Annotated in this window: 23 protein-coding genes and 1 tRNA gene; 20 read left to right on the plus strand and 4 right to left on the minus strand. The window is 65.6% G+C overall.

Translation table 11 applies throughout. The features are described from left to right. Positions 1-142: 142 nt before the first annotated feature. The 4 genes from ACLH0K_RS05615 to sdhC form a co-directional block, all read right to left on the minus strand. A complete protein-coding gene (locus ACLH0K_RS05615) occupies positions 143-925 on the minus strand; it encodes a succinate dehydrogenase iron-sulfur subunit (protein WP_411375841.1) in 783 nt (260 codons plus the stop codon). Positions 926-927: 2 nt separating this feature from the next. Then, positions 928-2724 carry a succinate dehydrogenase flavoprotein subunit gene (sdhA, locus tag ACLH0K_RS05620; protein WP_411375842.1) on the minus strand — a complete coding sequence of 599 codons (1797 nt, stop codon included), beginning with the start codon at positions 2722-2724 and terminating at the stop codon, positions 928-930. 108 nt (positions 2725-2832) lie between these two features. Further along, on the minus strand, positions 2833-3294 hold the full coding sequence (locus tag ACLH0K_RS05625; RefSeq protein WP_411375843.1) for a succinate dehydrogenase hydrophobic membrane anchor subunit: 462 nt from the start codon (positions 3292-3294) through the stop codon (positions 2833-2835). 2 nt (positions 3295-3296) lie between these two features. Beyond that, positions 3297-3632: a succinate dehydrogenase, cytochrome b556 subunit gene (gene sdhC / locus ACLH0K_RS05630; protein WP_240721039.1), complete on the minus strand. Its 336-nt coding sequence runs from the start codon at positions 3630-3632 to the stop codon at positions 3297-3299. Between the two features lie 315 nt (positions 3633-3947). Between sdhC and ACLH0K_RS05635 the strand changes: the two genes are divergently transcribed. From ACLH0K_RS05635 to ACLH0K_RS05730, 20 genes are all read left to right on the plus strand, one after another. Next, a complete protein-coding gene (locus tag ACLH0K_RS05635; protein ID WP_411375844.1) occupies positions 3948-5081 on the plus strand; it encodes a mannose-1-phosphate guanylyltransferase in 1134 nt (377 codons plus the stop codon). A gap of 100 nt (positions 5082-5181) precedes the next feature. Continuing rightward, positions 5182-6381 (plus strand): amidohydrolase, encoded by a 1200-nt coding sequence (locus ACLH0K_RS05640; protein WP_411375845.1) that lies wholly within the window; start codon positions 5182-5184, stop codon positions 6379-6381. 272 nt (positions 6382-6653) lie between these two features. Further along, the gene (locus tag ACLH0K_RS05645) at positions 6654-7760 is read left to right on the plus strand and encodes a BMP family lipoprotein (protein ID WP_411375846.1); all 1107 of its coding nucleotides are present in this window, start codon (positions 6654-6656) and stop codon (positions 7758-7760) included. Between the two features lie 175 nt (positions 7761-7935). Beyond that, positions 7936-9510, plus strand: coding sequence for an ABC transporter ATP-binding protein (locus ACLH0K_RS05650; protein WP_411375847.1), 1575 nt, complete (start codon positions 7936-7938; stop codon positions 9508-9510). Further along, positions 9503-10888 (plus strand): ABC transporter permease, encoded by a 1386-nt coding sequence (locus ACLH0K_RS05655; protein WP_411375848.1) that lies wholly within the window; start codon positions 9503-9505, stop codon positions 10886-10888. Before ACLH0K_RS05650 ends, ACLH0K_RS05655 begins: the two co-directional genes overlap by 8 nt. Next, positions 10885-12204, plus strand: a complete 1320-nt coding sequence (locus tag ACLH0K_RS05660; RefSeq protein WP_411375849.1) for an ABC transporter permease — start codon at positions 10885-10887, stop codon at positions 12202-12204. Before ACLH0K_RS05655 ends, ACLH0K_RS05660 begins: the two co-directional genes overlap by 4 nt. A 59-nt stretch (positions 12205-12263) precedes the next feature. Then, positions 12264-12614, plus strand: a complete 351-nt coding sequence (locus ACLH0K_RS05665; protein WP_411376413.1) for a cytidine deaminase — start codon at positions 12264-12266, stop codon at positions 12612-12614. Next, positions 12611-13927, plus strand: coding sequence for a thymidine phosphorylase (locus tag ACLH0K_RS05670; RefSeq protein ID WP_411375850.1), 1317 nt, complete (start codon positions 12611-12613; stop codon positions 13925-13927). Before ACLH0K_RS05665 ends, ACLH0K_RS05670 begins: the two co-directional genes overlap by 4 nt. Positions 13928-13933: 6 nt before the next feature. Then, positions 13934-14563 carry a DedA family protein gene (locus ACLH0K_RS05675; protein WP_411375851.1) on the plus strand — a complete coding sequence of 210 codons (630 nt, stop codon included), beginning with the start codon at positions 13934-13936 and terminating at the stop codon, positions 14561-14563. A gap of 222 nt (positions 14564-14785) precedes the next feature. Then, entirely contained in the window at positions 14786-15508 is a 723-nt protein-coding gene (locus ACLH0K_RS05680; RefSeq protein WP_411375852.1) for a DedA family protein, read from the plus strand. Between the two features lie 39 nt (positions 15509-15547). Then, entirely contained in the window at positions 15548-16684 is a 1137-nt protein-coding gene (locus tag ACLH0K_RS05685; RefSeq protein WP_411375853.1) for an adenosine deaminase, read from the plus strand. A gap of 58 nt (positions 16685-16742) precedes the next feature. Next, on the plus strand, positions 16743-17351 hold the full coding sequence (locus ACLH0K_RS05690) for a MazG nucleotide pyrophosphohydrolase domain-containing protein (protein WP_411376414.1): 609 nt from the start codon (positions 16743-16745) through the stop codon (positions 17349-17351). Between the two features lie 116 nt (positions 17352-17467). Next, positions 17468-18748 carry a phosphopyruvate hydratase gene (gene eno, locus ACLH0K_RS05695; RefSeq protein WP_411375854.1) on the plus strand — a complete coding sequence of 427 codons (1281 nt, stop codon included), beginning with the start codon at positions 17468-17470 and terminating at the stop codon, positions 18746-18748. A gap of 122 nt (positions 18749-18870) precedes the next feature. Next, on the plus strand, positions 18871-19536 hold the full coding sequence (locus ACLH0K_RS05700; RefSeq protein ID WP_411375855.1) for an FtsB family cell division protein: 666 nt from the start codon (positions 18871-18873) through the stop codon (positions 19534-19536). Positions 19537-19564: 28 nt separating this feature from the next. Beyond that, positions 19565-20236 carry a DUF501 domain-containing protein gene (locus ACLH0K_RS05705; RefSeq protein WP_411375856.1) on the plus strand — a complete coding sequence of 224 codons (672 nt, stop codon included), beginning with the start codon at positions 19565-19567 and terminating at the stop codon, positions 20234-20236. Beyond that, positions 20233-21192 (plus strand): exopolyphosphatase, encoded by a 960-nt coding sequence (locus tag ACLH0K_RS05710; protein WP_411375857.1) that lies wholly within the window; start codon positions 20233-20235, stop codon positions 21190-21192. The genes ACLH0K_RS05705 and ACLH0K_RS05710 overlap by 4 nt, the downstream gene beginning before the upstream one ends. A 5-nt stretch (positions 21193-21197) precedes the next feature. Then, positions 21198-22598, plus strand: a complete 1401-nt coding sequence (locus tag ACLH0K_RS05715; RefSeq protein WP_411375858.1) for a S8 family serine peptidase — start codon at positions 21198-21200, stop codon at positions 22596-22598. A 38-nt stretch (positions 22599-22636) separates the two neighbouring features. Beyond that, a complete protein-coding gene (locus ACLH0K_RS05720; protein WP_411375859.1) occupies positions 22637-24115 on the plus strand; it encodes an NAD(P)/FAD-dependent oxidoreductase in 1479 nt (492 codons plus the stop codon). A 128-nt stretch (positions 24116-24243) separates the two neighbouring features. After that, positions 24244-24317 (plus strand) — tRNA-Leu (locus ACLH0K_RS05725). 216 nt (positions 24318-24533) lie between these two features. Further along, positions 24534-25886 carry an ABC transporter substrate-binding protein gene (locus tag ACLH0K_RS05730; RefSeq protein WP_411375860.1) on the plus strand — a complete coding sequence of 451 codons (1353 nt, stop codon included), beginning with the start codon at positions 24534-24536 and terminating at the stop codon, positions 25884-25886. Positions 25887-25952 lie beyond the last annotated feature (66 nt).

Raw genomic sequence — 25952 nt, forward strand, 5'->3', positions numbered from 1 at the left:
CGCTATCAGTTTTAGTTCCTAAACCGGGGTTGTAGGGACCATAACTGATAGCGCATCGGGCGATTATACGGAAACGACGACGGCGCCGCCCACCGTACGTTTCCGTACTCGGTGGGCGACGCCGTCGTCCGCGTTCTGATCCCTAGATCTTGCGCGAAAGAATGGCCTGCTTGACCTCTTGGATCGCCTGGGTCACCTGAATGCCGCGGGGGCATGCCTCGGAGCAGTTGAAGGTGGTGCGGCAGCGCCACACACCTTCCTTGTCGTTGAGGATCTCCAGGCGCATGTCACCGGCGTCGTCGCGTGAATCGAAGATAAAGCGGTGTGCGTTGACGATCGCTGCCGGTCCGAAGTACTGGCCGTCGGTCCAGAACACCGGGCAGGAGGACGTGCACGCGGCGCACAGGATGCACTTGGTGGTGTCGTCGAAGCGCTCACGGTCCTCGGCGGACTGCAGGCGTTCCCGGGTGGGTTCGTGGCCCTTGTTGATGAGGAACGGCATGACCTCGCGGTAGGACTGGAAGAACGGCTCCATGTCCACGATGAGGTCCTTTTCCACCGGCAGGCCCTTGATGGGCTCAACCGTGATGGGCTTGGACGTGTCCAGGTCCTTCAGCAGTGTCTTGCAGGCGAGGCGGTTGCGGCCGTTGATGCGCATGGCGTCCGAGCCGCATACGCCGTGGGCGCAGGAGCGGCGGAAGGACAGGCTGCCGTCCATTTCCCACTTGACCTTGTGCAGGGCATCCAGGACGCGGTCCGTGCCGTACATGGTCAGGTGGAAGTCGTCCCACGTGGCTTCTTCGGAAACCTCCGGGTTGTACCGGCGGACGCGCATGTGCACATCGAACGTGGGGATTTCGCCGCCCCCGCCGACGCCGGCAGGCAGTTCAATCTTTGAGGCTGGCTCAGCGATTTCAGCGGTCATTTTTAGTACTTCCTCACCATCGGCTCGTAGCGGGTAAAGACCACCGGCTTGGTGTCCAGCCGGATGCCGGCAATTGATTCTGCCGATCCCGCAGGAGCCTCGTCGTCCTTGTACGCCATGGAGTGCTTCATGAATTTTTCGTCGTCACGTTCCGGGAAGTCCTCGCGGAAGTGACCGCCGCGGGATTCCTCTCGGTGCAGGGCTGCCACGGTCATCACCTTGGCCAGTTCCAGCAGGAAGCCGAGTTCCACGGCTTCGAGCAGGTCCAGGTTGAAGCGCTTGCCCTTGTCCTGGACGTTGATGCGCTTGTACCGCTCCTCGAACGAGGCGATGTCGCGCAGTACCTGGTTCAGCGTTTCCGCCGTACGGAACACCTGCATGTTGGCGTCCATGGTGTCCTGCAGTTCCTTGCGGATCTGGGCCACCTTTTCATCGCCGCTGCCGTTGCGGGCGATGTCCAGCAGTTCGGTGGTGTAGGCCACCGGGTTTTCGGGGAGTTCCACGAAGTCCGCCGTCTTGGCGTACTCGGCTGCTGCGACGCCGGCCCGCTTGCCGAACACGTTGATGTCCAGCAGCGAGTTGGTGCCCAGGCGGTTGGAGCCGTGCACCGAAACGCAGGCCACCTCACCGGCGGCGAAGAGTCCCGGGACAACGGTGTCGTTGTCCTGGAGCACTTCGGTTTCGATGTTCGTGGGGATGCCGCCCATGGCGTAGTGGGCGGTGGGGAACACGGGAACCGGCTCGGTGTACGGCTCCACACCCAGGTAGGTGCGGGCGAACTCGGTGATGTCCGGAAGCTTGGCGTCGATGTGTGCCGGCTCCAGGTGGGTCAGGTCCAGCAGCACGTAGTCCTTGTTCGGGCCGCAGCCGCGGCCTTCACGGACCTCGTTGGCCATGGAGCGGGCCACGATGTCACGCGGTGCGAGGTCCTTGATGGTGGGGGCGTAGCGCTCCATGAAGCGCTCACCCTCGGAGTTGCGCAGGATGGCACCTTCACCGCGGGCGGCCTCGGAGAGGAGGATGCCCAGGCCGGCCAGGCCGGTGGGGTGGAACTGGAAGAATTCCATGTCCTCCAGGGGGATGCCGCGGCGGAAGGCGATACCCATGCCGTCACCGGTGAGGGTGTGGGCGTTCGAGGTGGTCTTGAAGACCTTGCCGGCGCCACCGGAGGCGAACACCACGGACTTGGCCTGGAAGACGTGCAGTTCACCGGAGGCGAGGTCATAGGAGACCACGCCGGCTACGCGCTTCTGCTTGTAAGGGGTGCCGTCCGCACGGACTGCATCCTCTTCGACCGTCAGCAGGTCCAGGACGTAGTACTCGTTGTAGAACTCGACGTTGTGCTTGACGCAGTTTTGGTAAAGCGTCTGCAGGATCATGTGGCCGGTGCGGTCCGCCGCGTAGCAGGCGCGGCGGACCGGCGCCTTGCCGTGGTCGCGGGTGTGGCCGCCGAAGCGGCGCTGGTCGATGCGGCCTTCGGGCGTGCGGTTGAACGGCAAGCCCATCTTTTCCAGGTCAAGCACGGCGTCGATGGCTTCCTTGGCCATGACCTCAGCGGCATCCTGGTCAACCAGGTAGTCGCCGCCCTTGACGGTGTCGAACGTGTGCCATTCCCAGTTGTCTTCCTCGACGTTGGCGAGGGCTGCACACATGCCACCCTGTGCCGCACCGGTGTGCGAGCGGGTGGGGTAGAGCTTGGTCAGTACTGCGGTGCGCGCACGCTGACCGGATTCGATCGCGGCGCGCATGCCAGCGCCACCGGCACCGACGATGACGACGTCGTACTTATGGACCTGCATACCGGATGCTCTTTCTCTCAAAATTCGCTATGGAACTGCGGGGCGGCCTGGCCTGCTCCGCAAAACAGGGCCCGCGGTAATGCCCGCGGGCCCGGAGTCGTGCTGCTGCTAGGCAGGGCAGAAACCACCGGGGAGGGGGACGCCGTCCACCACGGGGCAGGGGTCGAAGGTGAAAATGACCAGGGTGCCCAGTACGACGATGACAACCGTTGCCGAATACAGGACCGTCTTCAACCAGCGGCGGGTGGTGTCCTTCTCGGCGTAGTCATTGATGATGGTGCGCACGCCGTTGGTGCCGTGGAGCATGGCCAGCCACAGCATCGTCAGGTCCCAGAACTGCCAGAAGGGATCGGCCCACTTGCCGGCCACGAAACCGAAGTCGATGGCGTGGATGCCTTCGCCCACCATGAGGTTCACGAAGAGGTGGCCGAAGATGAGCACCACCAGGACCACGCCGGAAAGGCGCATGAAGAGCCACGCGATCATTTCGAAGTTGCCGCGGCTGCCGCCCGTATGGCGGTACTGGGGCGCGATCCGGCCGCTGCGCGGGCTCTCGATTGTTGCGCTCATGGCTAGTGACCTCCGAGGGCGAGGGACAGGTGGCGGATGGAGAAGGCAACCATGGTGACAAGCCACAGAGCCAGGACTGCCCACAGCATCTGCTTCTGGTACCGGGCGCCCTTCTTCCAGAAGTCGACCGCGATGATGCGCAGGCCGTTGAAGGCGTGGAAGACGATGGCCGCAACAAGGCCGGTCTCACCCAGAGCCATCAGGGGGTTCTTGTAGGCTCCGATCACGGCGGTGTAGGCCTCCGGTGACACACGCACCAAGGAGGTGTCCAAAACGTGGACCAACAAGAAGAAAAAGATCACTACACCGGTAATGCGGTGTCCTACCCAGGACCACATGCCTTCACGGCCGCGGTACAAGGTGCCAGCTGGTTTTGTCGGCACTGATAAACCTCCCTGCAACACAGCGGCGCTGGCATGAGATCCACGCGGGGGGAACGCCTGCTGCGAGAGCACTCGTAGCTCAGGCCTAAATCTAGGCTCCGGTAACAGCTTATTCAATTTAGGAACGCCTTGGTGCCCTGTAATGGCGCGGATTTTCGAAAATTATGAGACAAACACCACAATCGGATGCAGGCGCGGCTGCCGCGCGTGCAGCGGCCCTGGAAATCCGGCAGGGGAGCGTTGGGAGCCCGTCGGCTAGAGTAGGCCGTGATGAGTACAGACAAAGTGACAAGCCCGGCATCACCCCTTGACCGCTTCATCGCGGTGATCCCGGCCGGCGGAGTGGGGACCCGCCTCTGGCCCCTGTCACGCGCCGCAGCTCCCAAGTTCCTCCATGACCTCACGGGTTCGGGCAGCACGCTGTTGCGTGCCACCTACGACCGGCTGCACCCGCTTGCCGGGAGCCGCATGCTCGTGGTCACCGGCCAGGCCCACCGCGAAGCCGTGTGCCGCCAGCTGCCCGAGGTGAAGGAATCGGACCTGGTGCTCGAGTCCGAGCCCAAGGACTCCGCCGCGGCAATCGGGCTGGCCGCGGCCATCCTGCATGAGCGCGACCCGGACGCCATCATGGGCTCCTTCGCGGCGGACCAGGTAATCAGCCCGGACAACCTCTTCCAGCAGGCGGTTCGCGAAGCAATCCACACCGCGGCCGCAGGCAAGATCGTCACGATCGGCATCAAGCCAACGCACCCGTCAACCGGCTTCGGGTACATCCGGTCCGGCCAGGACCTGCATATCGACGGCGCGCCCAGCGCGCAGGACGTTGTGGAATTCGTCGAAAAGCCCGACGAGGTTGTTGCCCAGCAGTACGTGGAAAGCGGCAACTACGTCTGGAACGCCGGCATGTTCGTGGCCCCGGTGGCACTCCTGCTCAAGCACCTTGAGGAGAACCAGCCGGAGCTGTTCCAAGGGCTGCAGGAGATCGCGCGCGCCTGGGACACGCCTGCCCGGGACGAGGTAACGTCCCGCATCTGGCCCACCCTGCCGAAGATCGCCATCGATTACGCCGTTGCCGAGCCCGCCGCCGAAGCCGGGGACGTCGCCGTCGTGCCCGGCGCCTTCCGCTGGGACGACGTCGGAGACTTCGCCTCGGTGGGCCGGCTCAACTCCGCCAAGGAAGTGGATGCCGTTACCGTCCTGGGTGAAGGGGCGCGCGTCTTCACCGAGAACTCCAGCGGCGTCGTGGTTACCGACACCAAGCGCGTCATCGCCCTGATTGGCATTGAAGACGTTGTCATCGTGGACACGCCGGACGCCCTGCTGGTCACTACCATGGCCAACTCCCAGCGGGTCAAGGCGGCCGTTGATGCCCTCAAGGCAAGCGGGGACACGGACGTCCTGTAATCAGGGCTGCCGCGTTGCATAACGTGCACTCAGCGGTGCCCGCTATGTAACGCGGCGACCTGATGGCCGGTATCGCAGCCATCCTCGCTAAAGTGAAGCAGTGCGCAACTACACTACCGAAGCCGAGCCCACCGCCCTGGTGTCGCCATGGCTCGACCCGCTCCTGCCGGAACTGATCGACTTCCGCCGGGACCTGCATGCGCACCCGGAACTTTCATTCAAGGAGTTCCGCACCACGGACAAGCTTGCGGAGCGGCTTGAGGAGGCGGGCCTGAAACCGCGCCGCCTTGAGGGAACCGGCCTCACCGTGGACGTCGGGGACGGCCCGATTGCCACAGCCCTCCGCGGTGACATCGACGCGCTGCCCATCATCGAGGAAACGGGACTGCCGTTCGCCTCAAAGAACCACGGCGTTACCCACGCCTGCGGCCACGACGTCCACACCACCACCATGCTGGGCATCGCCCTGGTGCTGCACCGCATGCACCAGGATGAACCGCTGGGGGCCACCGTGCGCATCATCTTTCAGCCGGCCGAGGAGACCATGCCCGGCGGCGCCCACTCGTGCATCGAGCAGGGCGTCCTGGAAGGCGTGCCCCGGATCCTCGCCCTGCACTGCGACCCGCGGATCGAGGTGGGCAAGGTCGGCACGCGCATCGGCGCCATCACCTCTGCGTCGGACACCATCCGGATCGAATTGTCCGGCCGCGGCGGCCACACGTCCCGTCCGCACCTGACGGAGGACCTGGTGTTCGCACTGGCCCAGATCGCGGTCAACGTTCCCGCCGTCCTGTCCCGGCGCGTGGACGTGCGCAGTGGCGTCTCAGTGGTGTGGGGCCAGATTTCCGCCGGTTCCGCGCCCAACGCAATTCCCGGCGTCGGCTACATGGCCGGCACCATGCGGTGCCTGGACCGCGACGCCTGGCACGAGGCCGGTGAGCTCCTGGACGAGGTGGTGCACCAGGTGGCTGCGCCCTACGGCGTCGAGGTAAAGCTGGAGCACACCAGGGGAGTGCCGCCGGTGGTGAACTCGGAACACGAAACAGCCATCATCGAGGCTGCCGCTCGGGCCGAAATCGGCGAAAATGCCGTCGTGCTGACCCCGCAGTCCATGGGCGGGGAGGATTTTGCCTGGTTCCTCGCCGAGCGGCCGGGCGCGATGATGCGGCTTGGCACCAAGACTCCGGGCGGCGAGGAATACGACCTCCACCGTGGCGACTACATCCTGGACGAGCGCGCGCTGGGCCACGGCATCCGGGTCCTCACCGCAGCCGCGTTGCGTACCATCCGCGACCTCTAGGAAGTATCCGGGAAGGCCCGACGGCGGGCACCTGCGCAAGTGCCGCCGCCGGACCTTCCAGCGTCCTACTGGTTGGTAACAACTTGTAAACAATCTTCAGGATCACGTCCGGTTGTGCTACTGCCACGTGGCGCAGGCCACTAAAGTGGGAAGTATCAGTGCGCTCCGGCGCAGTGCTGCGTGCCATCAGTGACAACAGAATCTCAGTGCAGAAACGGACACTCATTGAATTCGAGCCGTAGCGCCACTCTCATCATCCTGGAGGAATCTTGATGACATCACTGCGTGGACACCTCAAGCGCGGTTCAGTCGCAGGCCTGGCCACCATGGGCGCCACAGCGCTCGTCCTGGCAGGTTGCGGCGCACCCCCCGAGGCCGGCAGCGGCACCACCGCAGGCGCCAGCGACTACACCGGCTGCATCGTCTCCGACTCCGGCGGCTTTGACGACCAGTCCTTCAACCAGTCCTCCTACGAGGGCCTGAAGAAGGCCGAGGCGGACCTGGGCATCAAGGTCAACCAGGTGGAGTCCAAGACCAACAACGACTTCGAACCGAACCTGCGCGCCATGGTCACTGCGGGTTGCGACCTGACCGTCACGGTCGGCTTCCTTCTGGGCGACGCCACCAAGAAGCAGGCCGAAGCCAACCCGGACAGCCACTTCGCCATTGTCGACTTTGGCTACGAGACTCCCATCGCCAACGTCAAGCCGATTATCTACGACACCGCGCAGGCGGCATTCCTGGCCGGCTACCTGGCAGCCGGCACCACCAAGACCGGGACGGTCGCCACCTTCGGCGGCATCAAGATCCCCACCGTCACCATCTTCATGGACGGCTACGCGGACGGCGTGAAGTACTACAACGAGCAGAAGGGCAAGGACGTCAAGCTCCTTGGCTGGAACAAGGACGCCCAGGACGGCAGCTTCACCGGCGACTTCGAAAAGCAGGACGTGGGCAAGCAGCTCACCCAGAACTTCCTCGACCAGGGCGCCGATATCGTGATGCCCGTTGCCGGCCCGGTGGGCAAGGGCGCGGGAGCGGCGCTGCAGGAGGCCAAGGCCGCCGGCAAGGACGTCAAGCTCATTTGGGTCGACTCGGACGGCTACCTCACTGCCCCCGACTACAAGGACATCATGCTCTCGTCCGTCATGAAGCTGATGGGCGACGCCGTGGAAACCGTGGTGCGGGACGACAAGGACGGCAAGTTCGACAACACCCCGTACGTCGGTACCCTCGCCAACGACGGTGTCCAGCTGGCACCCTTCCATGACCTCGATCCGCAGGTTCCGGCCGAGCTGAAGACCGAACTTGAACAGATCGAGAAGGACATCATCGACGGCAAGATCAAGGTCGAGTCGGCAGCGAGCCCGAAGGCCTGACCCCCCCAGCAGGCGCCACGCCCGGCCGGTCACTGACCGGCCGGGCGGTGGCGCTTTTTGCTGGCCATTTTGCGGGCCGCCACCCGCTCATCCCCTGGCTGCACCCACTAGGCTGGTGCTGCAGCCGCATATCCCGTCCGGTGGATCGCCGGACGCCTGAAGATTGGTCAGAGTTTTGAAACTTGAACTCCGAGGGATCACAAAACGCTTTGGCACCCTGCTCGCAAACGACCACATCGACGTGGTGGTTGAACCCGGACAAATCCATTGTCTGCTGGGCGAAAACGGGGCCGGCAAATCCACCCTCATGAACGTGCTGTACGGGTTGTACGAGCCCTCCGAAGGCGAGATCCTCCTCGACGACAAACCGGTGTCCTTCCGCGGACCGGGCGACGCCATGGCCGCAGGCATCGGAATGGTGCACCAGCACTTTATGCTCGTGCCGGTCTTCACGGTTGCCGAGAACGTTGCCCTGGGCGCCGAACCCACCAAGGCGGCGGGCTTCCTCAACCTGGACGAGACGCGCCGCCGGATCAAGGACATTTCCGACCAGTACGGGTTCGATGTTGATCCCGACGCCCTGGTGGAAGACCTTCCGGTGGGCGTCCAGCAGCGCGTCGAGATCATCAAGGCACTGGTCCGCAACGCCAAGGTCCTGATCCTCGACGAACCCACTGCCGTGCTGACGCCGCAGGAAACCGATGAACTCCTGGACATCATGCGCCAGCTCAAGTCCGCCGGAACCTCCATCGTCTTCATCTCCCACAAGCTGCGGGAGGTCAAGGAAGTATCGGACACCATCACCGTGATCAGGCGCGGAAAGGTGGTGGGCAAGGCCGAGCCTTCCGCCCCCACCACGGAACTGGCTTCCATGATGGTGGGCCGCGCGGTCAGCCTGAACCTGGACAAGGCTCCGGCCAAGCCCCAGGAGAACACCTTCGAGGTCCGGAACCTGACGGTGGTGGCCCCCAACGGCCAGCACGTGGTGGACGGACTCAGTTTCGACATCGCCCGCGGTGAGATCCTGGCCATCGCAGGCGTCCAGGGCAACGGGCAGACCGAACTTACCGAAGCCATTCTGGGACTCCAGGAGCGGGTATCCGGTTCCGTAACGCTCGACGGCAAGGAACTCCTGGGCCGGCCCGTCAAGGAAGTCCTCAAGGCCGGCGTCGGGTTCGTCCCTGAAGACCGCAAGGTGGACGGCCTGGTGGGCACGTTCTCAGTGGCGGAAAACCTGGTGCTGGACCTTTACGACAAACCCCCGTTCGCCAGGGGCATCAGCATGAGTCCGGCGAAAATCCTGGAAAACGCCAAGGCCCGCATAGGCGAGTTCGACGTCCGGACCCCGTCGGCGGCCGCGGCCGCCGGCACTCTCTCCGGCGGCAACCAGCAGAAGGTGGTGATGGCCCGGGAGCTCTCGCGGCCGCTGCGGCTGTTCATCGCCTCCCAGCCCACCCGCGGCGTGGATGTGGGATCCATCGAATTCCTGCACCGCAGGATCGTTGCAGAACGCGACCAGGGCACTCCGGTGATGATCATCTCCACTGAACTGGACGAGGTGATGGAACTCGCGGACAGGATCGCCGTCCTCTACAAGGGCAGGCTGGTAGGCATCGTTCCGGCGGGCACCAGCCGTGACACCCTCGGCCTGATGATGGCCGGCATCCCGCCCGAGGAACACGCACACACGTCCCAGGCCGGCCAGCGCCCGGCTTCCACCCCTGACGCCGAGGGAGACGACCATGTCTGACAAGCATCCCCCCAAGCACGCGGACGGCGGGCACGGCGCCACTCCGTCCGGCAGGCACCACCACACCACCCCTGCCGAGGAGGAAACAGCAGCCGTCGTATCCGTGGACACCGCCGGCGGCGCCATGGAGCCCTCCGCCGTCCCGGCAACAGCCCAGTCCGGGCAGCTGCCGGGCGGTCCGGACACCCTGCTCCGCAGGATCTTCACCGGCAGCGGCATGGTCTCGGTCCTCGCGGTGCTGCTGGCCCTCATTATCGGCGGCCTGCTGATCGCCAGTACCGATCAGCGCGTGGCAACCACAGCCGGCTACTTCCTGGCCCGGCCCACCGACTTCCTCGCAGCGGTCTGGGATGCCGCCACCCGTTCCTACATCGCCCTCTTCCAGGGCTCGGTGTTCAACCCGCGCGGCAACAGCCTGGCGGGCCAGTTCGCACCCTTCACGGAGACACTCACCATTGCCACGCCGCTCATCACGGCCGGCCTGGGCGTGGCACTGGCTTTCCGGGCGGGGCTTTTCAACATCGGCGCCCAAGGCCAGATCATCGTGGCCGGCATCCTCGCGGCCTGGGTGGGCTTCGCACTTGACCTTCCCTTTGGCCTGCACCTCCTCCTGGTCCTGGTGGCCGGCATCGCCGGCGGAGCCCTGTGGGGCGGCCTCGTGGGCGTCCTCAAGGCCCGGACCGGCGCACACGAGGTCATCCTGACCATCATGTTCAACTACATCGCGTTGTACTTCCTGCGGTACCTGTTGAACACACCGGCGTTCCAGCGGCCGGGGGAGTCGAACCCGATCTCGCCGATCCTGGACCCCACCGCCGTCTACCCCCAGATCCTGGGCACCCAGTACCGGCTCCACCTTGGTTTCATCCTGGCCATCGCAGCCACTGTCCTTGTCTGGTGGCTTTTGAACCGCTCCACGGTCGGCTTTGAGTTCCGGGCCGTCGGCGCCAACCCCAAGGCGGCCCAGACCGCCGGAATCAACGTCTCCCGGTCCACCATCCTGGTGATGGCCATCGCCGGCGGACTCGCCGGCATGTCCGGCGTCGCGCAGGTGGCCGGAACGGAAAAGGTGCTCACCGATGGCGTGGCCGCCACCTACGGCTTTGACGCCATCACCGTTGCGCTGCTTGGGCGTTCGACGCCGTGGGGCACGTTCGCCGCCGGCCTGCTGTTCGGCGCCTTCCGCGCCGGAGCGGTCCAAATGCAGATCCAGACCGGCACACCCATCGACATCGTGCTGGTTGTCCAGTCGCTGATTGTCCTGTTCATCGCGGCGCCGCCCCTGGTCCGGGCAATATTCGGCATGAACCCGCGGCGGAAAAAGCCCGCGCGTGCCGCCAAGTCCCGGCAGGCCGCCACAACCGGAGGTGCAGCATGAGCACTACAGTTTCCTCGCCCAGGCCTGGCACGCCCCGGCCTGCCGGAGCGCCGGACAACCCGGCGGCCATTTCCGCCAAGCCGGTCAGCTGGAAGACACCCGTGTTGCTGGCCGCCTTCGCCCTGATCGCACTGGTGTTCTTCGGGTTCCTCGCTCCCCACCGGAATGCGAGCTTCGGCATCTCCACAGGCGAAGACTTTTTCCAGCTGCCTGCACTGGACATCAACGCCTTCGCCGGCGGCATTGTGCTGTCCGTGCTGCTCGTGGGACTGGCGGCCTACTCCATATACCTCAAGGCGAGGGAACGGCCCGCCCCCGGCTGGTTGACCGTGACCTTCATCGTCCTGTTCGTGGCTGCCTTCCTCATCTGGGTTGTGGGCGGCGCCCGCACCCCCAGCATCTCCCTGGCCGGCCTGATCGCCGGTTCCGTCACCTTGGCCGTGCCGCTGGTGTTCGGGTCCCTGTCCGGCGTCCTGTGTGAACGGGTAGGCGTAGTCAACATCGCCATCGAGGGCCAGCTGCTGGGCGGTGCCTTCACGGCCGCCATCGTGGCCAGCATGACGCAGAACCCGTTCATCGGGCTGCTGGCCGCCGCCGTTGCCGGGGCGCTGGTGTCCATGGTGCTGGCCCTGTTCAGCATCAAGTACCTGGTGAACCAGATCATCGTGGGCGTCGTCCTGAACGTCCTGGTTTCCGGCGTCACCGGCTTCCTCTTCAGCACCGTCATGCAGGAGGACAGCGACCGGTACAACTCCCCGCCCGGACTTGACGCCATCGAAATCCCGGTCCTGTCGAGCATCCCCATCATCGGCCCCATCCTGTTCCGGCAGACACTGGTGGGCTACCTCATGTACATCGCGGTCCTGGTGGTGTGGGTTGGGCTGTTCAAGACCAGGTGGGGCCTGCGGGTCCGTGCCGTCGGTGAACACCCCCAGGCGGCCGACACCCTTGGCATCAACGTCAACGCCACCCGCTTCTGGAACGTCACCCTGGGCGGTGCGGTGGCCGGCATTGGCGGCTCCTTCTTCACCCTGGTGGCCATCGACAGCTTTACCAAGGAGATTTCCGGCGGCCGCGGCTTCATCGCCCTCGCAGCCCTGATCTTCGGCAGGTGGAACCCCATCGGGGCGTTCTTCGCGGCGCTCCTCTTCGGGTTCGCGGACAACCTGCAGAGCATCGTCACCATCATCGGAACCCCGGTGCCCAGCCAGTTCATGGCCATGCTGCCGTACCTGGTGACGGTCCTCGCAGTGGCGGGGCTGGTGGGCAAATCCCGGGGGCCGGCGGCCAGCGGCATCCCGTACGTCAAGGGTTGACGGCGGTGGACGGAACAACCGTGGACTGGCAGGCCCTGGAGGCCGCCGCCGTCGCGGCCATGAAGAACGCCTACGCGCCCTACTCGAAGTTCCCGGTGGGGGCTGCGGCCCTCACCGGGGACGGCCGGATCGTCAGCGGCTGCAACGTGGAGAACGCCAGCTACGGGCTGACTTTGTGCGCCGAATGCGCCCTGGTGGGCAACCTGCGGATGACCGGCGGCGGGCGGCTGCGCGCCTTCTACTGCGTGGATGGCAGCGGCAACGTCCTGATGCCCTGCGGCCGCTGCCGGCAGCTCCTGTACGAATTCCGCGCCCCGGACATGGAACTCATGACCACCCAGGGCATCAAGACCATGGACCAGGTGTTGCCAGACGCCTTCGGCCCCGAACACCTCGAGGAGACCCGGTGACCAACAGCAAAGCTGAAGCCTTCGATGCCGTTGACATTATCCGCGTCAAGCGGGACAAAGGCACCCTGAGCCCGGAGCAGATCGACTGGACCATTGACGCCTACACCCGCGGCATCATCGCCGACGAGCAGATGGCCGCGCTGAACATGGCCATCCTGCTCAACGGGATGAACCGCACGGAGATTGCACGCTGGACCGCGGCGATGATCGCATCCGGCGAGACCATGGACTTTTCCAGCCTCCGACGGCCCGACGGCGGCCTAAAGTACACGTCGGACAAGCACTCCACAGGCGGGGTGGGTGACAAGATCACCTTGCCGCTGGCACCGCTGGTGGCGGTGTTCGGCGTGGCCGTACCGCAGCTTTCAGGCCGCGGCCTGGGGCACACCGGCGGAACCCTGGACAAGCTGGAGGCCATTCCCGGGTGGCGCGCCACCCTCAGCAACGAGGAAATGCTGGCCCAGTTGCAGGACGTGGGCGCCGTGATCTGTGCCGCCGGCGCCGGGCTGGCTCCGGCGGACAAGAAGCTCTACGCGCTGCGCGACGTTACCGGAACCGTTGAAGCGATCCCCCTAATTGCCTCCTCGATCATGAGCAAGAAGATCGCCGAAGGCACCGGATCCCTGGTCCTGGATGTCAAGGTGGGAAGCGGGGCATTCATGAAGGACGAATCCTCTGCGCGCGAGCTCGCCGAAACCATGGTGGCGCTGGGCAAGGACGCCGGCGTCAACACCGTGGCCCTGCTCACCAACATGAACACCCCGCTGGGGCTCACTGCGGGAAATGCCATCGAGGTGGAGGAATCCGTGGAGGTGCTCGCCGGCGGCGGTCCCGCCGACGTGGTGGAGTTGACGGTCCGGCTCGCCGAGGAGATGCTCGCCGCGGCCGGAGTGCACGACGCCGATCCCGCCGCCGCGCTGAAGGACGGCCGTGCCATGGACGTCTGGAACAGGATGATCGAGGCGCAGGGCGGCGATCCGCGCGCTGAGCTCCCGGTGGCCAGGGAATCCGATGTGGTGTACGCCCCGGCGGACGGGGTGCTTGTGGAGCTCGATGCCCTCGCAGTGGGCGTGGCTGCCTGGCGCCTGGGAGCCGGACGTGCCCGCAAGGAGGACGCGGTCCAGGCAGGGGCGGGAGTCCGGCTGCACGCCAAGCCCGGTGCCGTGGTGCGGGCAGGGGAGCCCCTGATGACCCTGCTTACGGACACGCCTGAGCGCTTTGCCCGGGCCCGAGGAGCGCTGGAACAGGCGGTGGTGATCGCGCCAGAAGGATCGCGGCCGGCGCAGCGGCTGATCCTGGACCGCATAGCATAGGAACCCATGCAGGCCATCAATGACTTTATCCTCGCCGCAGCCGGGCAGCCCTGGGTGCTTTTCCTGGTGCTGGCGTGCTGCGTCATTGACGGCTTCTTCCCGCCCATACCCAGCGAGTCCGTGGTTGTGGGCCTCTCGGCTGTCGCCGCAACCGCGGATGTTCCCAACCCCTGGCTGCTGATGCTGGTGGCTGGCCTGGGCGCCTTCACGGGGGACAACATCGCCTACCTCATTGGCCGCAAAGTGGGAACCACCCGGTGGTCCTGGATGCGCGGGCCGCGGATGCAGAGCGCTTTCCGCTGGGCCGGCAGGGAACTGCGAAAGCGGCCTGCCTCCCTCATCCTGGTTGCGCGCTTCGTTCCGATCGGGCGCGTTGCGGTCAACCTCACCGCGGGGGTGACACGTTATCCGCACCTGCGCTTCGTTGCGCTGACTATCCTCTCCGCCACGCTGTGGGCCGGCTACTCTGTGGGCATCGGGCTCTTTTTCGGGCGGTGGTTCGAGGAAAACCACCTGCTGGGCGCAGTGATCGCCATCATCTGCGCGGTGGCGCTGGGGATCGTGGTGGACCTGGTGGTCAACAAGGTACGTCGCCAACCCCATGTCATTGAGCGCTTGCGGGAACCTGAGCCCTGACGGAAGCCCTGCCAGCCGCCGCTCAGCTTTCCGGAGGAGGCATGGGGCATCGGATGTCAGCCGCAGGGACGACGCCGTAAGGCCGCTCAGGAGCGTAGCGTGGAAAGGTTGTTTCCGGGCCGGGGCGTAGCGAACGACGCCCCGGCCGTGGGACACTTAGGGACGATTTCCGCTATGGCAGCGCCGCTTTGGCTGCGTCATCAGGTGTAGGAGCAAGACCGCGTGGAGTTTATTAATGAGGCCGTGCTCCATGCGGCGGGCCAATGGTGGATCTACCCGATCCTGCTCATCTTTTTCTTCGTCGACGGCTTCGCCATGGTGGTCCCCAGCGAAACGCTCATCGTGGCGCTGGCTGCCTTCTCCCGGCACAGCGGGGAACCCAACCTCTGGATCCTGGGAACCACGGCCCTGGTCGGTGCCGTCGCGGGCGACAACATGGCTTTTATGCTGGGCCGCAAGATCGGGCTGGACCGGTGGAAATGGATGCGCCGCCCAAAAGTCCGCAAGGCTTTCAGCTGGGCACGGTATGAACTGGACAAGCGCGGTGCAGTGCTGATCTTCACGGCCCGGTACATCCCGTGGGGCCGCGTCGCCGTCAATTATGTTGCCGGCAGCACGGGCTTCGCGCACCGCCGGTTTTTCCTTCTGGATGCCTTCGCCTGCATCACGTGGGTGGGATACTCCATCGGGATCGGCCTGCTGGCCAGTTCCTTCCCCTGGCTGCACCACAATCCGCTGCTCAGCGCCGGGATCGCCGTGGTCTTCGCAATTGTCCTGGGAATCCTCATCGATCACGGGCTCCGCTGGTGGCATAAGCACCTTGCGCGCAATGACGCCAAAGAGGTGGACGAGTGGCTTGACGGCGGGCCTTCGGGAGCCCGTAACGGCACCTCCGGCTCCACCGTCATGGCGCCGTCGGCAGACGGCGGCCCTGCCGCGTCCTAGCCGTTGGCGTTGAAACCCTGCCCACCCTAAGGTGGGAACGTGACTGAGCCTATTGTTGACGCTGCCCCTGCCATCGATTTCGACCTGAAGAACCTGCCCAAGGTTTCGCTTCACGACCATCTGGACGGGGGCCTCCGTCCGGCAACGATCATCGAACTGGCTGAGGCCGTTGGCCACACCCTTCCGTCCACCGATCCTGTGGCACTGGGCGAGTGGTTCAGGGAATCTGCCGACTCCGGCTCGCTGGTCCGCTACCTCGAAACGTTCGACCACACCGTCGCCGTGATGCAGACACGGGAAGGCCTGTTCCGGGTGGCCAAGGAATTCGTCGAGGACCTGGCGGACGACGGCGTGGTTTACGGCGAGGTACGGTGGGCACCCGAACAGCACCTGCAGAAGGGCCTGACGCTGGATGAAGCTGTGGAGGCGGTCCAGGAAGGCCTGGAAGCCGGCGTCGAGGCTGTGGGGGAGAGCGGCCGCGAGATCCAGGTGGGCCAGCTGATCACGGCCATGCGCCATGCCGACCGAGGCCAGGAGATCGCCGAGCTCGCCGTCCGCCACCGGAACAAGGGCGCCGTTGGTTTTGATATCGCCGGCGCCGAGGACGGCTTCCTGCCGTCCCGCTTCCGGGACGCGTTCACGTACCTGGCCCAGCAGAACTTCCCCGCCACCGTGCACGCGGGGGAGGCCGCCGGGCTGGAGAGCATCCAGTCCGCGCTGGTGGACGGCCGCGCCCTGCGCCTGGGCCACGGGGTCCGGATCGCGGAGGACATCATGGTGGAGTTCGACGACGACGAAGACGCCGGGGAAACCGTCGGGCTGGTCACGCTGGGCGACCTCGCCAGCTGGATCCGCGACCGCGGCATCGCGCTGGAAGTCTGCCCCTCCTCCAACCTGCAGACCGGTGCGATTGCCGGTTTCGGCGAAGGCATCGAAAGCCACCCGCTGGACATGCTGTACCAGCTGGGCTTCAACGTCACCATCAACACGGACAACCGGCTCATGAGCGGCGTGACCCTCACGGACGAATTCGAGCTCCTGGTGGAGACCTTCGACTACGACCTGGACGACCTGCTCGAACTGACCCTGAACGCCGCCGAGGCCTCCTTCCTGCCCCTTGAGGAAAAGGAAGCGCTGGTGGAGTACATCAACGACGCCTACGCCAACCTTGGCTGAAACCCCCATCGACCGGCTGATCACGGTCATTGCGCAGCTGCGGGAACACTGCCCGTGGATGGGTGCGCTGACCCATGAGTCGCTGGTGGAATACCTGATCGAGGAAGCCTACGAAGTGGCGGAAACCATCGAGGCAGGACATTCCGACGCCGAGCTGCAGGGCGAGCTGGGCGACGTGCTGCTCCAGGTTGTGCTGCACGCCCGGCTCGCCCGGGAGCGCGGATCATTTACGTTCGACGACGTGGCGCGCGGGCTGGGTGCCAAGATGGTCCGCCGCAACCCGCACGTCTTCAGGCCCGACGGTTCCCTGCAGGACAGCTTCCCGGCCACAGTGGAAGAGATCGTGCAAAAGTGGGATGCCGTCAAGCGGGCGGAACGCCCCGAGCGGAAAGACCCGTTCGAGGGGATCCCACAGGCGCTGCCTGCCCTCGCCCGGGCGCAGAAGTCCATTGACCGCGCCGCCCGGGCACGTCCGGTGGCTGAGCCTGCCGAAACCCTGGCGGTCGAGTCCGAAGCAGGCCCCTTCGCAACGGAAGACGAGCTCGGTAACTACCTGTTCGCCGTCGTACGCTCAGCCCACGCCGCCGGTCTGGACGCCGAACGTGCGCTGTGCGCTGCCGTCCGCCGCTACCAGCAGCAGGAATCGCAGCATCAACACCCATCATGACGTCCGGTGCGGGTGAAGTTTCCGTAACCCGCACCACTCTCGACTACGCTGGTCCCTGACGAGTACGTCGAGTTTTCGGCCAAATTCCCCGTTAATCGCCCATAAGGAGCAAATTCATGGCGCTTATCGATGCCATCCACGCACGCGAGATCCTCGATTCCCGTGGCAACCCGACCGTGGAAGTCGAGGTCCTGCTCTCCGACGGCCAGATCGGCCGCGCAGCAGTTCCCTCCGGCGCTTCCACCGGTGAGCACGAGGCAGTCGAACTGCGTGACGGCGACAAGGGCCGCTACCTCGGCAAGGGTGTCCAGAAGGCCGTGGACGCCATCATCGACCAGATCGCCCCGGCCCTCACCGGCTTCGACGCCACCGACCAGCGCAGCATCGACCAGGCCATGCTGGACCTGGACGGCACCGCCAACAAGGGCAAGCTTGGCGCCAACGCCATCCTGGGCGTCTCCCTGGCCGTGGCCAACGCCGCAGCAGCTTCCGCCGACCTGCCCCTCTACAAGTACCTCGGCGGCCCCAATGCCCACGTGCTGCCCGTTCCGCTCATGAACATCCTGAACGGTGGCTCGCACGCCGACTCCGACGTCGACATCCAGGAATTCATGATCGCCCCGATCGGTGCCGAGACCTTCTCCGAAGGCCTGCGCTGGGGCGTGGAGGTTTACCACAACCTCAAGTCCGTCCTGAAGGAAAAGGGCCTGTCCACCGGCCTGGGCGACGAGGGCGGCTTCGCCCCGAACCTGCCCTCCAACCGTGCAGCCCTGGACCTCATCCAGGAGGCCATCAAGAATGCCGGCTACACCCCGGGCAAGGACATCGCGCTGGCCCTGGACGTCGCCTCTTCCGAATTTTTCAAGGACGGCGCCTACCAGTTCGAAGGCAAGTCCCTGAGCTCGGCGGAAATGAGCGCCTACTACACCGAACTCGTCTCCGACTACCCGCTGGTCTCCATCGAGGACCCGCTTGACGAGAACGACTGGGACGGCTGGAAGACCCTCACCGACGCCATCGGTGACAAGGTCCAGCTGGTGGGCGACGACCTCTTCGTCACCAACCCGTCCATCCTGCAGCGCGGCATCGACACCAGCACCGCCAACTCGCTGCTGGTCAAGGTCAACCAGATCGGCTCCCTGACCGAGACGCTGGACGCCGTCAGCCTGGCACAGCGTGCCGGCTACACCACCATCACCTCGCACCGCTCCGGTGAAACCGAGGACACCACCATCGCCGACATCTCGGTGGCCACCAACGCCGGCCAGATCAAGACCGGTGCCCCGGCCCGCTCCGAGCGCGTGGCAAAGTACAACCAGCTGCTGCGCATCGAAGAGGAACTCGACGACGCCGCACGCTACGCCGGCCGCAGCGCATTCCCGCGTTTCAAGGGCTAGTAGCCGCGTAAACCAACGGACGGTGGCTATGGTTGAAAGACCATAGCCACCGTTGTTGTTTCAGCAGCACTGGATCCAGCCCAGACAGTGGCGGCCCAGGCAGGCCGCGTTTCAGGAGTGTCATGGCTACGCGCCGTCCCAAAGTCCCCAAGGTCAGCCCCGCCCGTTCATCGGGGGAGAACAACGACGGCGGTTCCCGCCAGGGCGCGCACGTGATCCAGGCGGATTTCGGCTCAGGCAAGGACGGCCCAGGCCAGGACCGGTCGGGCCTGGCGCCGGACGCCGGCGGCCCGGCGAAGGGCGGCGGCGGTGAGCGCAAGGAAAGTCCGTCCCGCAAGGATGCCGGCCGCACGGGCAGCAGCGCTGGCAGCGGAGATTCCGCGGCGGAGGACCAGCATCCCGTGCCGGCCAAGGCCTTCTCAGGACGGATGCTGGCCCTCGCAGTGGTGATGATCGCCATCACCATCATGCTCGCGCCTACCGTCAAGATCTTCTTCGATAAAAAGGCCGAGATCGATGCGCTGAACGCCGACATCGCCGCCAGGGAGGCGGAAGGTGACGCCCTCCGGCAGCAGGTGTCCCGCTGGCAGGACCCCAACTACGTGAAACAGCAGGCCCGCGACCGCATTAACATGGTTATGCCGGGTGAAACCGGCTACTGGGTCTTCGGCAGTGATATGCCCGCAGCGGAAACCAGTGGCCCGACCGCCGCGGCAGCACAAGACCCCGCCGATCTGCCGTGGGTGGATTCCCTGTGGGAGTCCATCACGCGCGCGGCCACAGACTGAACCGCCACAGGAAGGACGGCCCGCGACAGTGGAAAACAGCACGGAAGCCGCCCGGGAGGAATCCCGCCAGCCATCACCGCACGACCTCGAAGTACTGAGCCGGCAGCTCGGACGTCCGGTACGCGACGTGGTGGAAATTCCGGCCCGCTGCATTTGCGGCAACCCGCTGGTCGCTGCAACGGCGCCGCGCCTGGGCAACGGTACCCCGTTCCCCACCACCTTCTACCTGACGCATCCGGTCATCACCTCCGCGGTGTCCCGGCTTGAAGCAGCAGGCGTCATGAACACCATGAACGAGCAGCTGGCTGCGGATCCCGGCCTTGCCGACGCCTACCGCTCCGCCCACGAGGCCTACCTGGCAGCCCGGAACTCCATCGGGGAACGCGCGGGCATAGGCGCCGTGCCCGAAATCGAGGGTGTGTCTGCCGGCGGCATGCCCACCCGGGTCAAATGCCTTCATGTCCTGGTGGGGCAGTCGCTGGCAGCCGGGCCCGGAGTAAACCCCCTCGGCGACGAGGCGCTGCTCCAGATCCGCGAATGGTGGACTCCGGACACCTGCTATTGCGACGGCGCCTGGGACACCACCGGCGAGGCGCCCTCCAAGGACCTCAGCCGGCACGGGCCCCAGGGCCTGCCGAATATCGTGGGCAGGCCGGCGCCGGTAAGGAAGTCCGCCACGCAGTCGGAGGCAAGCCAGTGACGCGGGTAGCCGCCATTGACTGCGGTACGAACTCCATCCGCCTCCTGATCGCAGACATTCAGCGCAGCAGCGGTTCTACGAGCCTCCAGGATGTGGTGCGGGAAATGCGCGTGGTCCGGCTGGGCGAGGGCGTTGACGCCACCGGCGAACTGGCGCCGGAAGCGCTCAAGCGTACCTTCGCGGCCGCAGCAGACTACGCCCGCCTCATCCGCGAACACGGCGCTGAGGCTGTCCGCTTTGTTGCCACCTCCGCAAGCCGGGATGCCCGCAACAGGGACGTCTTCGTGACCGGTATCCGAGATCTCCTTGGCGTGGAGCCGGAAGTGATTTCCGGGGACGAGGAAGCGGCACTGTCCTTCGCAGGGGCCAGCAGCGTGCTGCCCATCCTTGACGGGCACCAGGTCCTGGTAGTGGACCTTGGCGGCGGCAGCACCGAGTTCGTTCTGGGCACGGCGGCAGGAGTCACCGCAGCGAAGTCCGTGGACATCGGCTGCGTCCGCCTTACGGAACGCCACCTGCGGAGTGATCCGCCCACCGCTGAACAGATCGCGGCGGCGGAAGCCGACGTGGACGCAGCGATTGCCCGCGCTGGACAGGACGTCCCGCTGGAACGCGCCACCGCCGTCGTCGGCGTTGCCGGGTCCATCACCACCATCACCGCACATGCCCTCCGGCTGCCCGGGTATAGCCCGGACATCATCCACGGTACCGAGCTTCCCATCGACACTGTCCATGCCGCCTCCACCGACCTCCTGGAGATGGTCCGGTCCGGCCGTGCCGCGCTGCCGTACATGCACCCCGGCCGAGTGGACGTCATCGGGGCGGGAGCACTTGTCTGGCGCCGCATCCTGGAACGCCTCGGCGGACTCAGCGACGGACGGATCACCACAGCCACAGCCAGCGAACACGACATCCTCGACGGCATCGCCCTGAGTATCGCCCCGGGCATGGGCTGAATTCCATGCAAGCACCCACCCACCCGATGCTGCAGAGGACAGGAGCCGCACTGCTGGCGCTGGTCCTGGCGGGCTGCTGCCTGTGTACCGGCCTGATCACCGCGCCCGCGGCACGGGCGGACGAGTGGCGGGACAAACAGTACTGGCTGGCGGAATCAGGCATCACCAAGGCCTGGGAAGTGTCGAAGGGCGCGGGGGTGAAGGTGGCCGTCATCGACAGCGGCGTCGACGCCGGGCACCCAGACCTTAAAGGCGCCATTGTTGGCGGCTACGACGCCTCGGGCTCCGGGCAGCCTGACGGGCAGAAAAGCGTCGGCGCAAAGCCGGAACACGGCACGCTCGTAGCCACCATGCTTGCCGGACGCGGGCACCAGCCCGCAGGTGCCACACCCACGCCCACCCCCGGGCCGGCAGCCCAGGCTCCCGACGGAATTATGGGAGTTGCCCCGGAGGCGCAGATCCTCGCGGTTTCCACCTGGCTTGGTTCTCCCAACCCCTCCGGAAAGAGCGACCAGGACCAGATCCCCGAAGCCGTGCGGTGGGCAGTGGACAACGGCGCCAAAGTCATCAATATCTCGCTTGGCAGCACCACGCCGGAATGGCCGCAAAGCTGGGACGCGGCCTTCCTCTACGCCGAGCAGAAAGACGTGGTGATCGTTGCCGCGGCCGGGAACCGGATCGGCGGCAACACCCAGGTCGGCGCTCCTGCCACCATTCCCGGTGTCCTGACCGTCGCCGGCCTCGACCGCACGGGAACGGCCAGCGTCGACGCATCCTCGCAGGGCATCAGTATCGGTGTGGCTGCGCCGGCCCAGAACCTGCTGGGCGGGCTGCCCGGCGGCGGCTACGCCGAATGGGCGGGAACGTCCGGTTCCACGCCCATTGTTGCCGGCGTTGCAGCCCTCATCAGGTCGAAGTGGCCTGCGATGACTGCAGAGCAGGTGATCAACCGGATTGTGTCGACGGCCAAGGACGCCGGACCGCCGGGCAAGGACCCGCTTTACGGCTACGGCATCCTCAACGCCGAGGCAGCACTGAAAGCCGACGTGCCGGAGGCCAAGGCCAACCCCTTGGGAACAATTGCGGAATGGATCAGGGTGCACCGCAGGGGCAATCCCGCCACTCCAACCCCCGTACCCAGCGCAGACGTGCCCAGCGCAGCACCAATGCTTCCCAACCCCACGGTGCCGGCAGCGGAGGCACCCTCCCGGCGCGACACGGCCATCGGCGCCGCCGTCGTCATCGGGTTCGCACTGCTGTTCGTGGCCATCATCGCGGCAGCGGCAGTGCAGCTGCGCAGGGCAGCGCGGGATCCTGTCCTCGCTGCTTCCGACGACGCTGAAACCGGAGCGTTCGAGAAGGTGGATTCGGGACGGAAACCCCAGCATTACCCGGCCTCGGAGTAGTTAGTGAAGATTTTCACAAACTGCGCTATCCTTAAACCATGGCAACCACCCCAGAGCTCCAGGACCGTCCCAGGGTACTCGTCGTCGGCGGCGGGTACGTCGGCCTGTACGTAGCACTCAAACTGCAGAAGAAGATCGCGAATGCCGGTGGCATCGTCACCCTCGTGGATCCGCTGCCCTACATGACTTACCAGCCGTTCCTGCCCGAGGTGGCAGGCGGCAACATTGAGGCCCGCCACGCTGTGGTCTCCCACCGCAAGCACCTCAAGCAGACCGAGCTGATCCAGGGCCGCGTGACCTCGATCGACCACGCCAACCGCACGGCAGTGGTTGCACCCTCCGACGGCGGCGAGAACTTCGAGGTTCCCTACTTCGACGTTGTCCTGGCGGCAGGCGCCATCACCCGCACCTTCCCGATCAAGGGCCTGGCGGACAAGGGCATTGGACTGAAGACCATCGAGGAAGCCGTTGCGCTGCGCAACAAGCTCCTGGAGCGCATCGAGGTTGCATCCACGATGACCGATCCTGCCGCCCGCGCCAGGGCGCTGACCTTTGTGGTGGTGGGCGGCGGCTTCGCCGGCATCGAATGCATCACCGAGATGGAGGACCTGGCCCGCGCCGCTGTCCGCAACAACCCCCGGATCAAGCAGGAGGAAGTCCGCTTCGTCCTGGTGGAAGCCATGGGCCGCATCATGCCCGAGGTCACCGCGAAGCAGGCCGAATGGGTTGTTGAGCACCTGCGCAGCCGTGGCATCGAGGTCCTGCTGAACACCTCGCTGGACAGCGCCGAGGGCACCCTCAAGCTCATCAACCTGCCGGACAAGACCCCCGCCCAGGAATTCGAAGCCGACACCCTCGTCTGGACTGCCGGCGTGCAGGCCAACCCGATGGTCCGCTCCACCGACTTCCCGCTGGAGCCCCGCGGCCGCGTCCGCGTCCTCCCGGATCTGCGCGTTGCCGGCGACGAAGGCATCGTTGAGAACGTCTGGGCTGCCGGCGACATCGCCGCTGTCCCGGACCTTACCGGCAAGGGCCTCCCGGACGGCACCTGCGTGCCCAATGCCCAGCATGCCCTCCGCCAGGCCAAGCGCCTTGCCAAGAACCTCTGGGCTTCCCGGTGGGAGAAGCCGCTGAAGGACTACAAGCACAAGAACCTGGGTGCTGTGGCCGGCTTCGGCGAGTGGAAGGGTGTTGCCAACATCAACCTGGTGGGCAGCATCGGACTCAAGGGCGGGCTCGCCTGGCTGGCCCACCGCGGCTACCACGGGCTGGCCATGCCCACGTTCGAGCGCAAATTCCGGGTGATCTTCAACTGGATCATCAGCTTCTTCGCCGGCCGCGACACCACCCAGCTGGTGGACCTGGACAACCCGCGCGGCGCATTCGTCGCTGCCGCCACCCCGGCACCCAAGCCGGCTGCTGCTTCCGCGCCCGCCGCGCCTGCAGCTCCCGCCGCTGGCGGCGCCGGCTCCACGGCCGTCCAGCCGAAGGAATCGATTCCGGCGCAGGCCAAGTAGTAACGCACAGCGCACGACGGCGGCTGTCCCCTTGCGGGGCAGCCGCCGTTTTGCATCACCAGGGTTGCAGGCGTCTTCCGGTACGCCGAACCTTTCGCCCGGCTGAGACGGGATACCATTGACCCGGCGCCCCAGTGGCCCAATTGGCAGAGGCATCGGACTTAAAATCCGCGTGTTGTGGGTTCGAGTCCCACCTGGGGTACAAAAGGCAGCCGGCGAAGAAGGCCGCCGGACCGAAGGCCGCCCGCACCCGCGGGCGGCCTTCTTCGTTTAATTCCACATATGCAACGACTGTTATAAGGATGTGACCTCTCTCACTTATGTTCGCCGGGGATATGCATTAGCTTGAACCTGAATCAGGAATCCCTGATTTTTCGTGTCAAAGGCCGTTCGCACCTTTAGATCGAGGAGCTCGTAAATGACTTTATTCCCCAAGTCGGGAACCCGCGTTGCCAGGCTGACAGCGCTTGGTATCGGCGTCGCCTTCATGGCAACGGCTTGCGGCGGTTCGTCCACACCCACGGCAACCGAGACCAATACCGGAGGAGCGGCAGGAATCGCGTGCCCCGACCCCGGCGCCACCGGCGGCAGTTCAGCCCCGGCTACCGTCGCAGCCGGCGCGGTGCCGCCGTCCAAGGGCTCGACTGAGACCCCGCTGAAGCTTGGCTCACTGCTGCCCACCACGGGATCCTTGTCTTACCTCGGCCCGCCCGAAATCGCCGGTGTCAACCTCGGCGTCAAGGAAGTAAATGACGCTGGCGGTGTCCTCGGAAAGCCGGTGGAGGTGATCCACCGTGACTCGGGCGACACCAAGACGGATATCGCCACCCAGTCGACGACGGCGTTGCTGGGCCAGGGCGTGAACGCGATCATTGGTGCCGCCTCCTCCGGCGTCTCCAAGACCGTCATCAACCAGATCACCGGTGCCGGCGTCGTCCAGTTCTCCCCGGCTAACACCTCCCCGGACTTCACCACCTGGGATGACAAGGGCCTGTATTGGCGCACCGCTCCCTCGGACGTCCTGCAGGGCAAGGTCCTGGGCAACTACATGGCAACCTGTGGCGCCCAGACTGTCGGCATGATCGTCCTTAACGATGCCTACGGCACCGGCCTGGCCAAGAACATCAAGGAAGCCTTCGAATCCGCCGGCGGCAAGGTCGTCGCCGAGGAACTGTTCAACGAGGGCGACACCCAGTTCAGCAGCCAGGTGGACAAGGTCATCGCTGCCCAGCCCGACGCGATCGCCCTGATCACCTTCGACCAGGCCAAGAGCATCGTTCCGCTGGTCACCGGCAAGGGCTTCGAGTCCGGGAACATGTTCCTGGTTGACGGCAACACCGCGGACTACAGCAAGGACTTCCAGCCCGGAACACTGGAGGGCGCGCACGGCACCTTCCCGGGTACCTTCGCCAACGAGGCTTTCACCAAAAAGCTTCTTGAGATCGATCCGGCACTGAAGGACTTTACCTACGGCGGCGAGTCCTACGACGCCGTGAACCTCATTGCCCTGGCAGCCGAGGCTGCGGGCAGCACCAGCGGTCCGGAGATCGCGAAGCAGCTCAAGGCAGTCTCCGAGTCCGGCGAGAAGTGCAACAACTTCGCCTCGTGCGTCACGCTGCTGCGCGAGGGCAAGGACATCGACTACGACGGACAGTCCGGCCCGGTGACCTTCTCGGACGCCGGTGACCCCACCGAAGCGTACATCGGTATCTACCGGTACACGAACGACAATAAGCTCGAGCCTGTCCAGGCGGAGTTCGGCAAGCTGTAAGAAGCCTGCACAAAGCACTGGAGCCCCCGTCCAACCGGACGGGGGCTCCTTTGTGTGTCGGAAAGT

It is taken from the genome of Arthrobacter sp. MPF02, from assembly GCF_046605375.1.
Classification (GTDB): Bacteria; Actinomycetota; Actinomycetes; order Actinomycetales; family Micrococcaceae; genus Arthrobacter.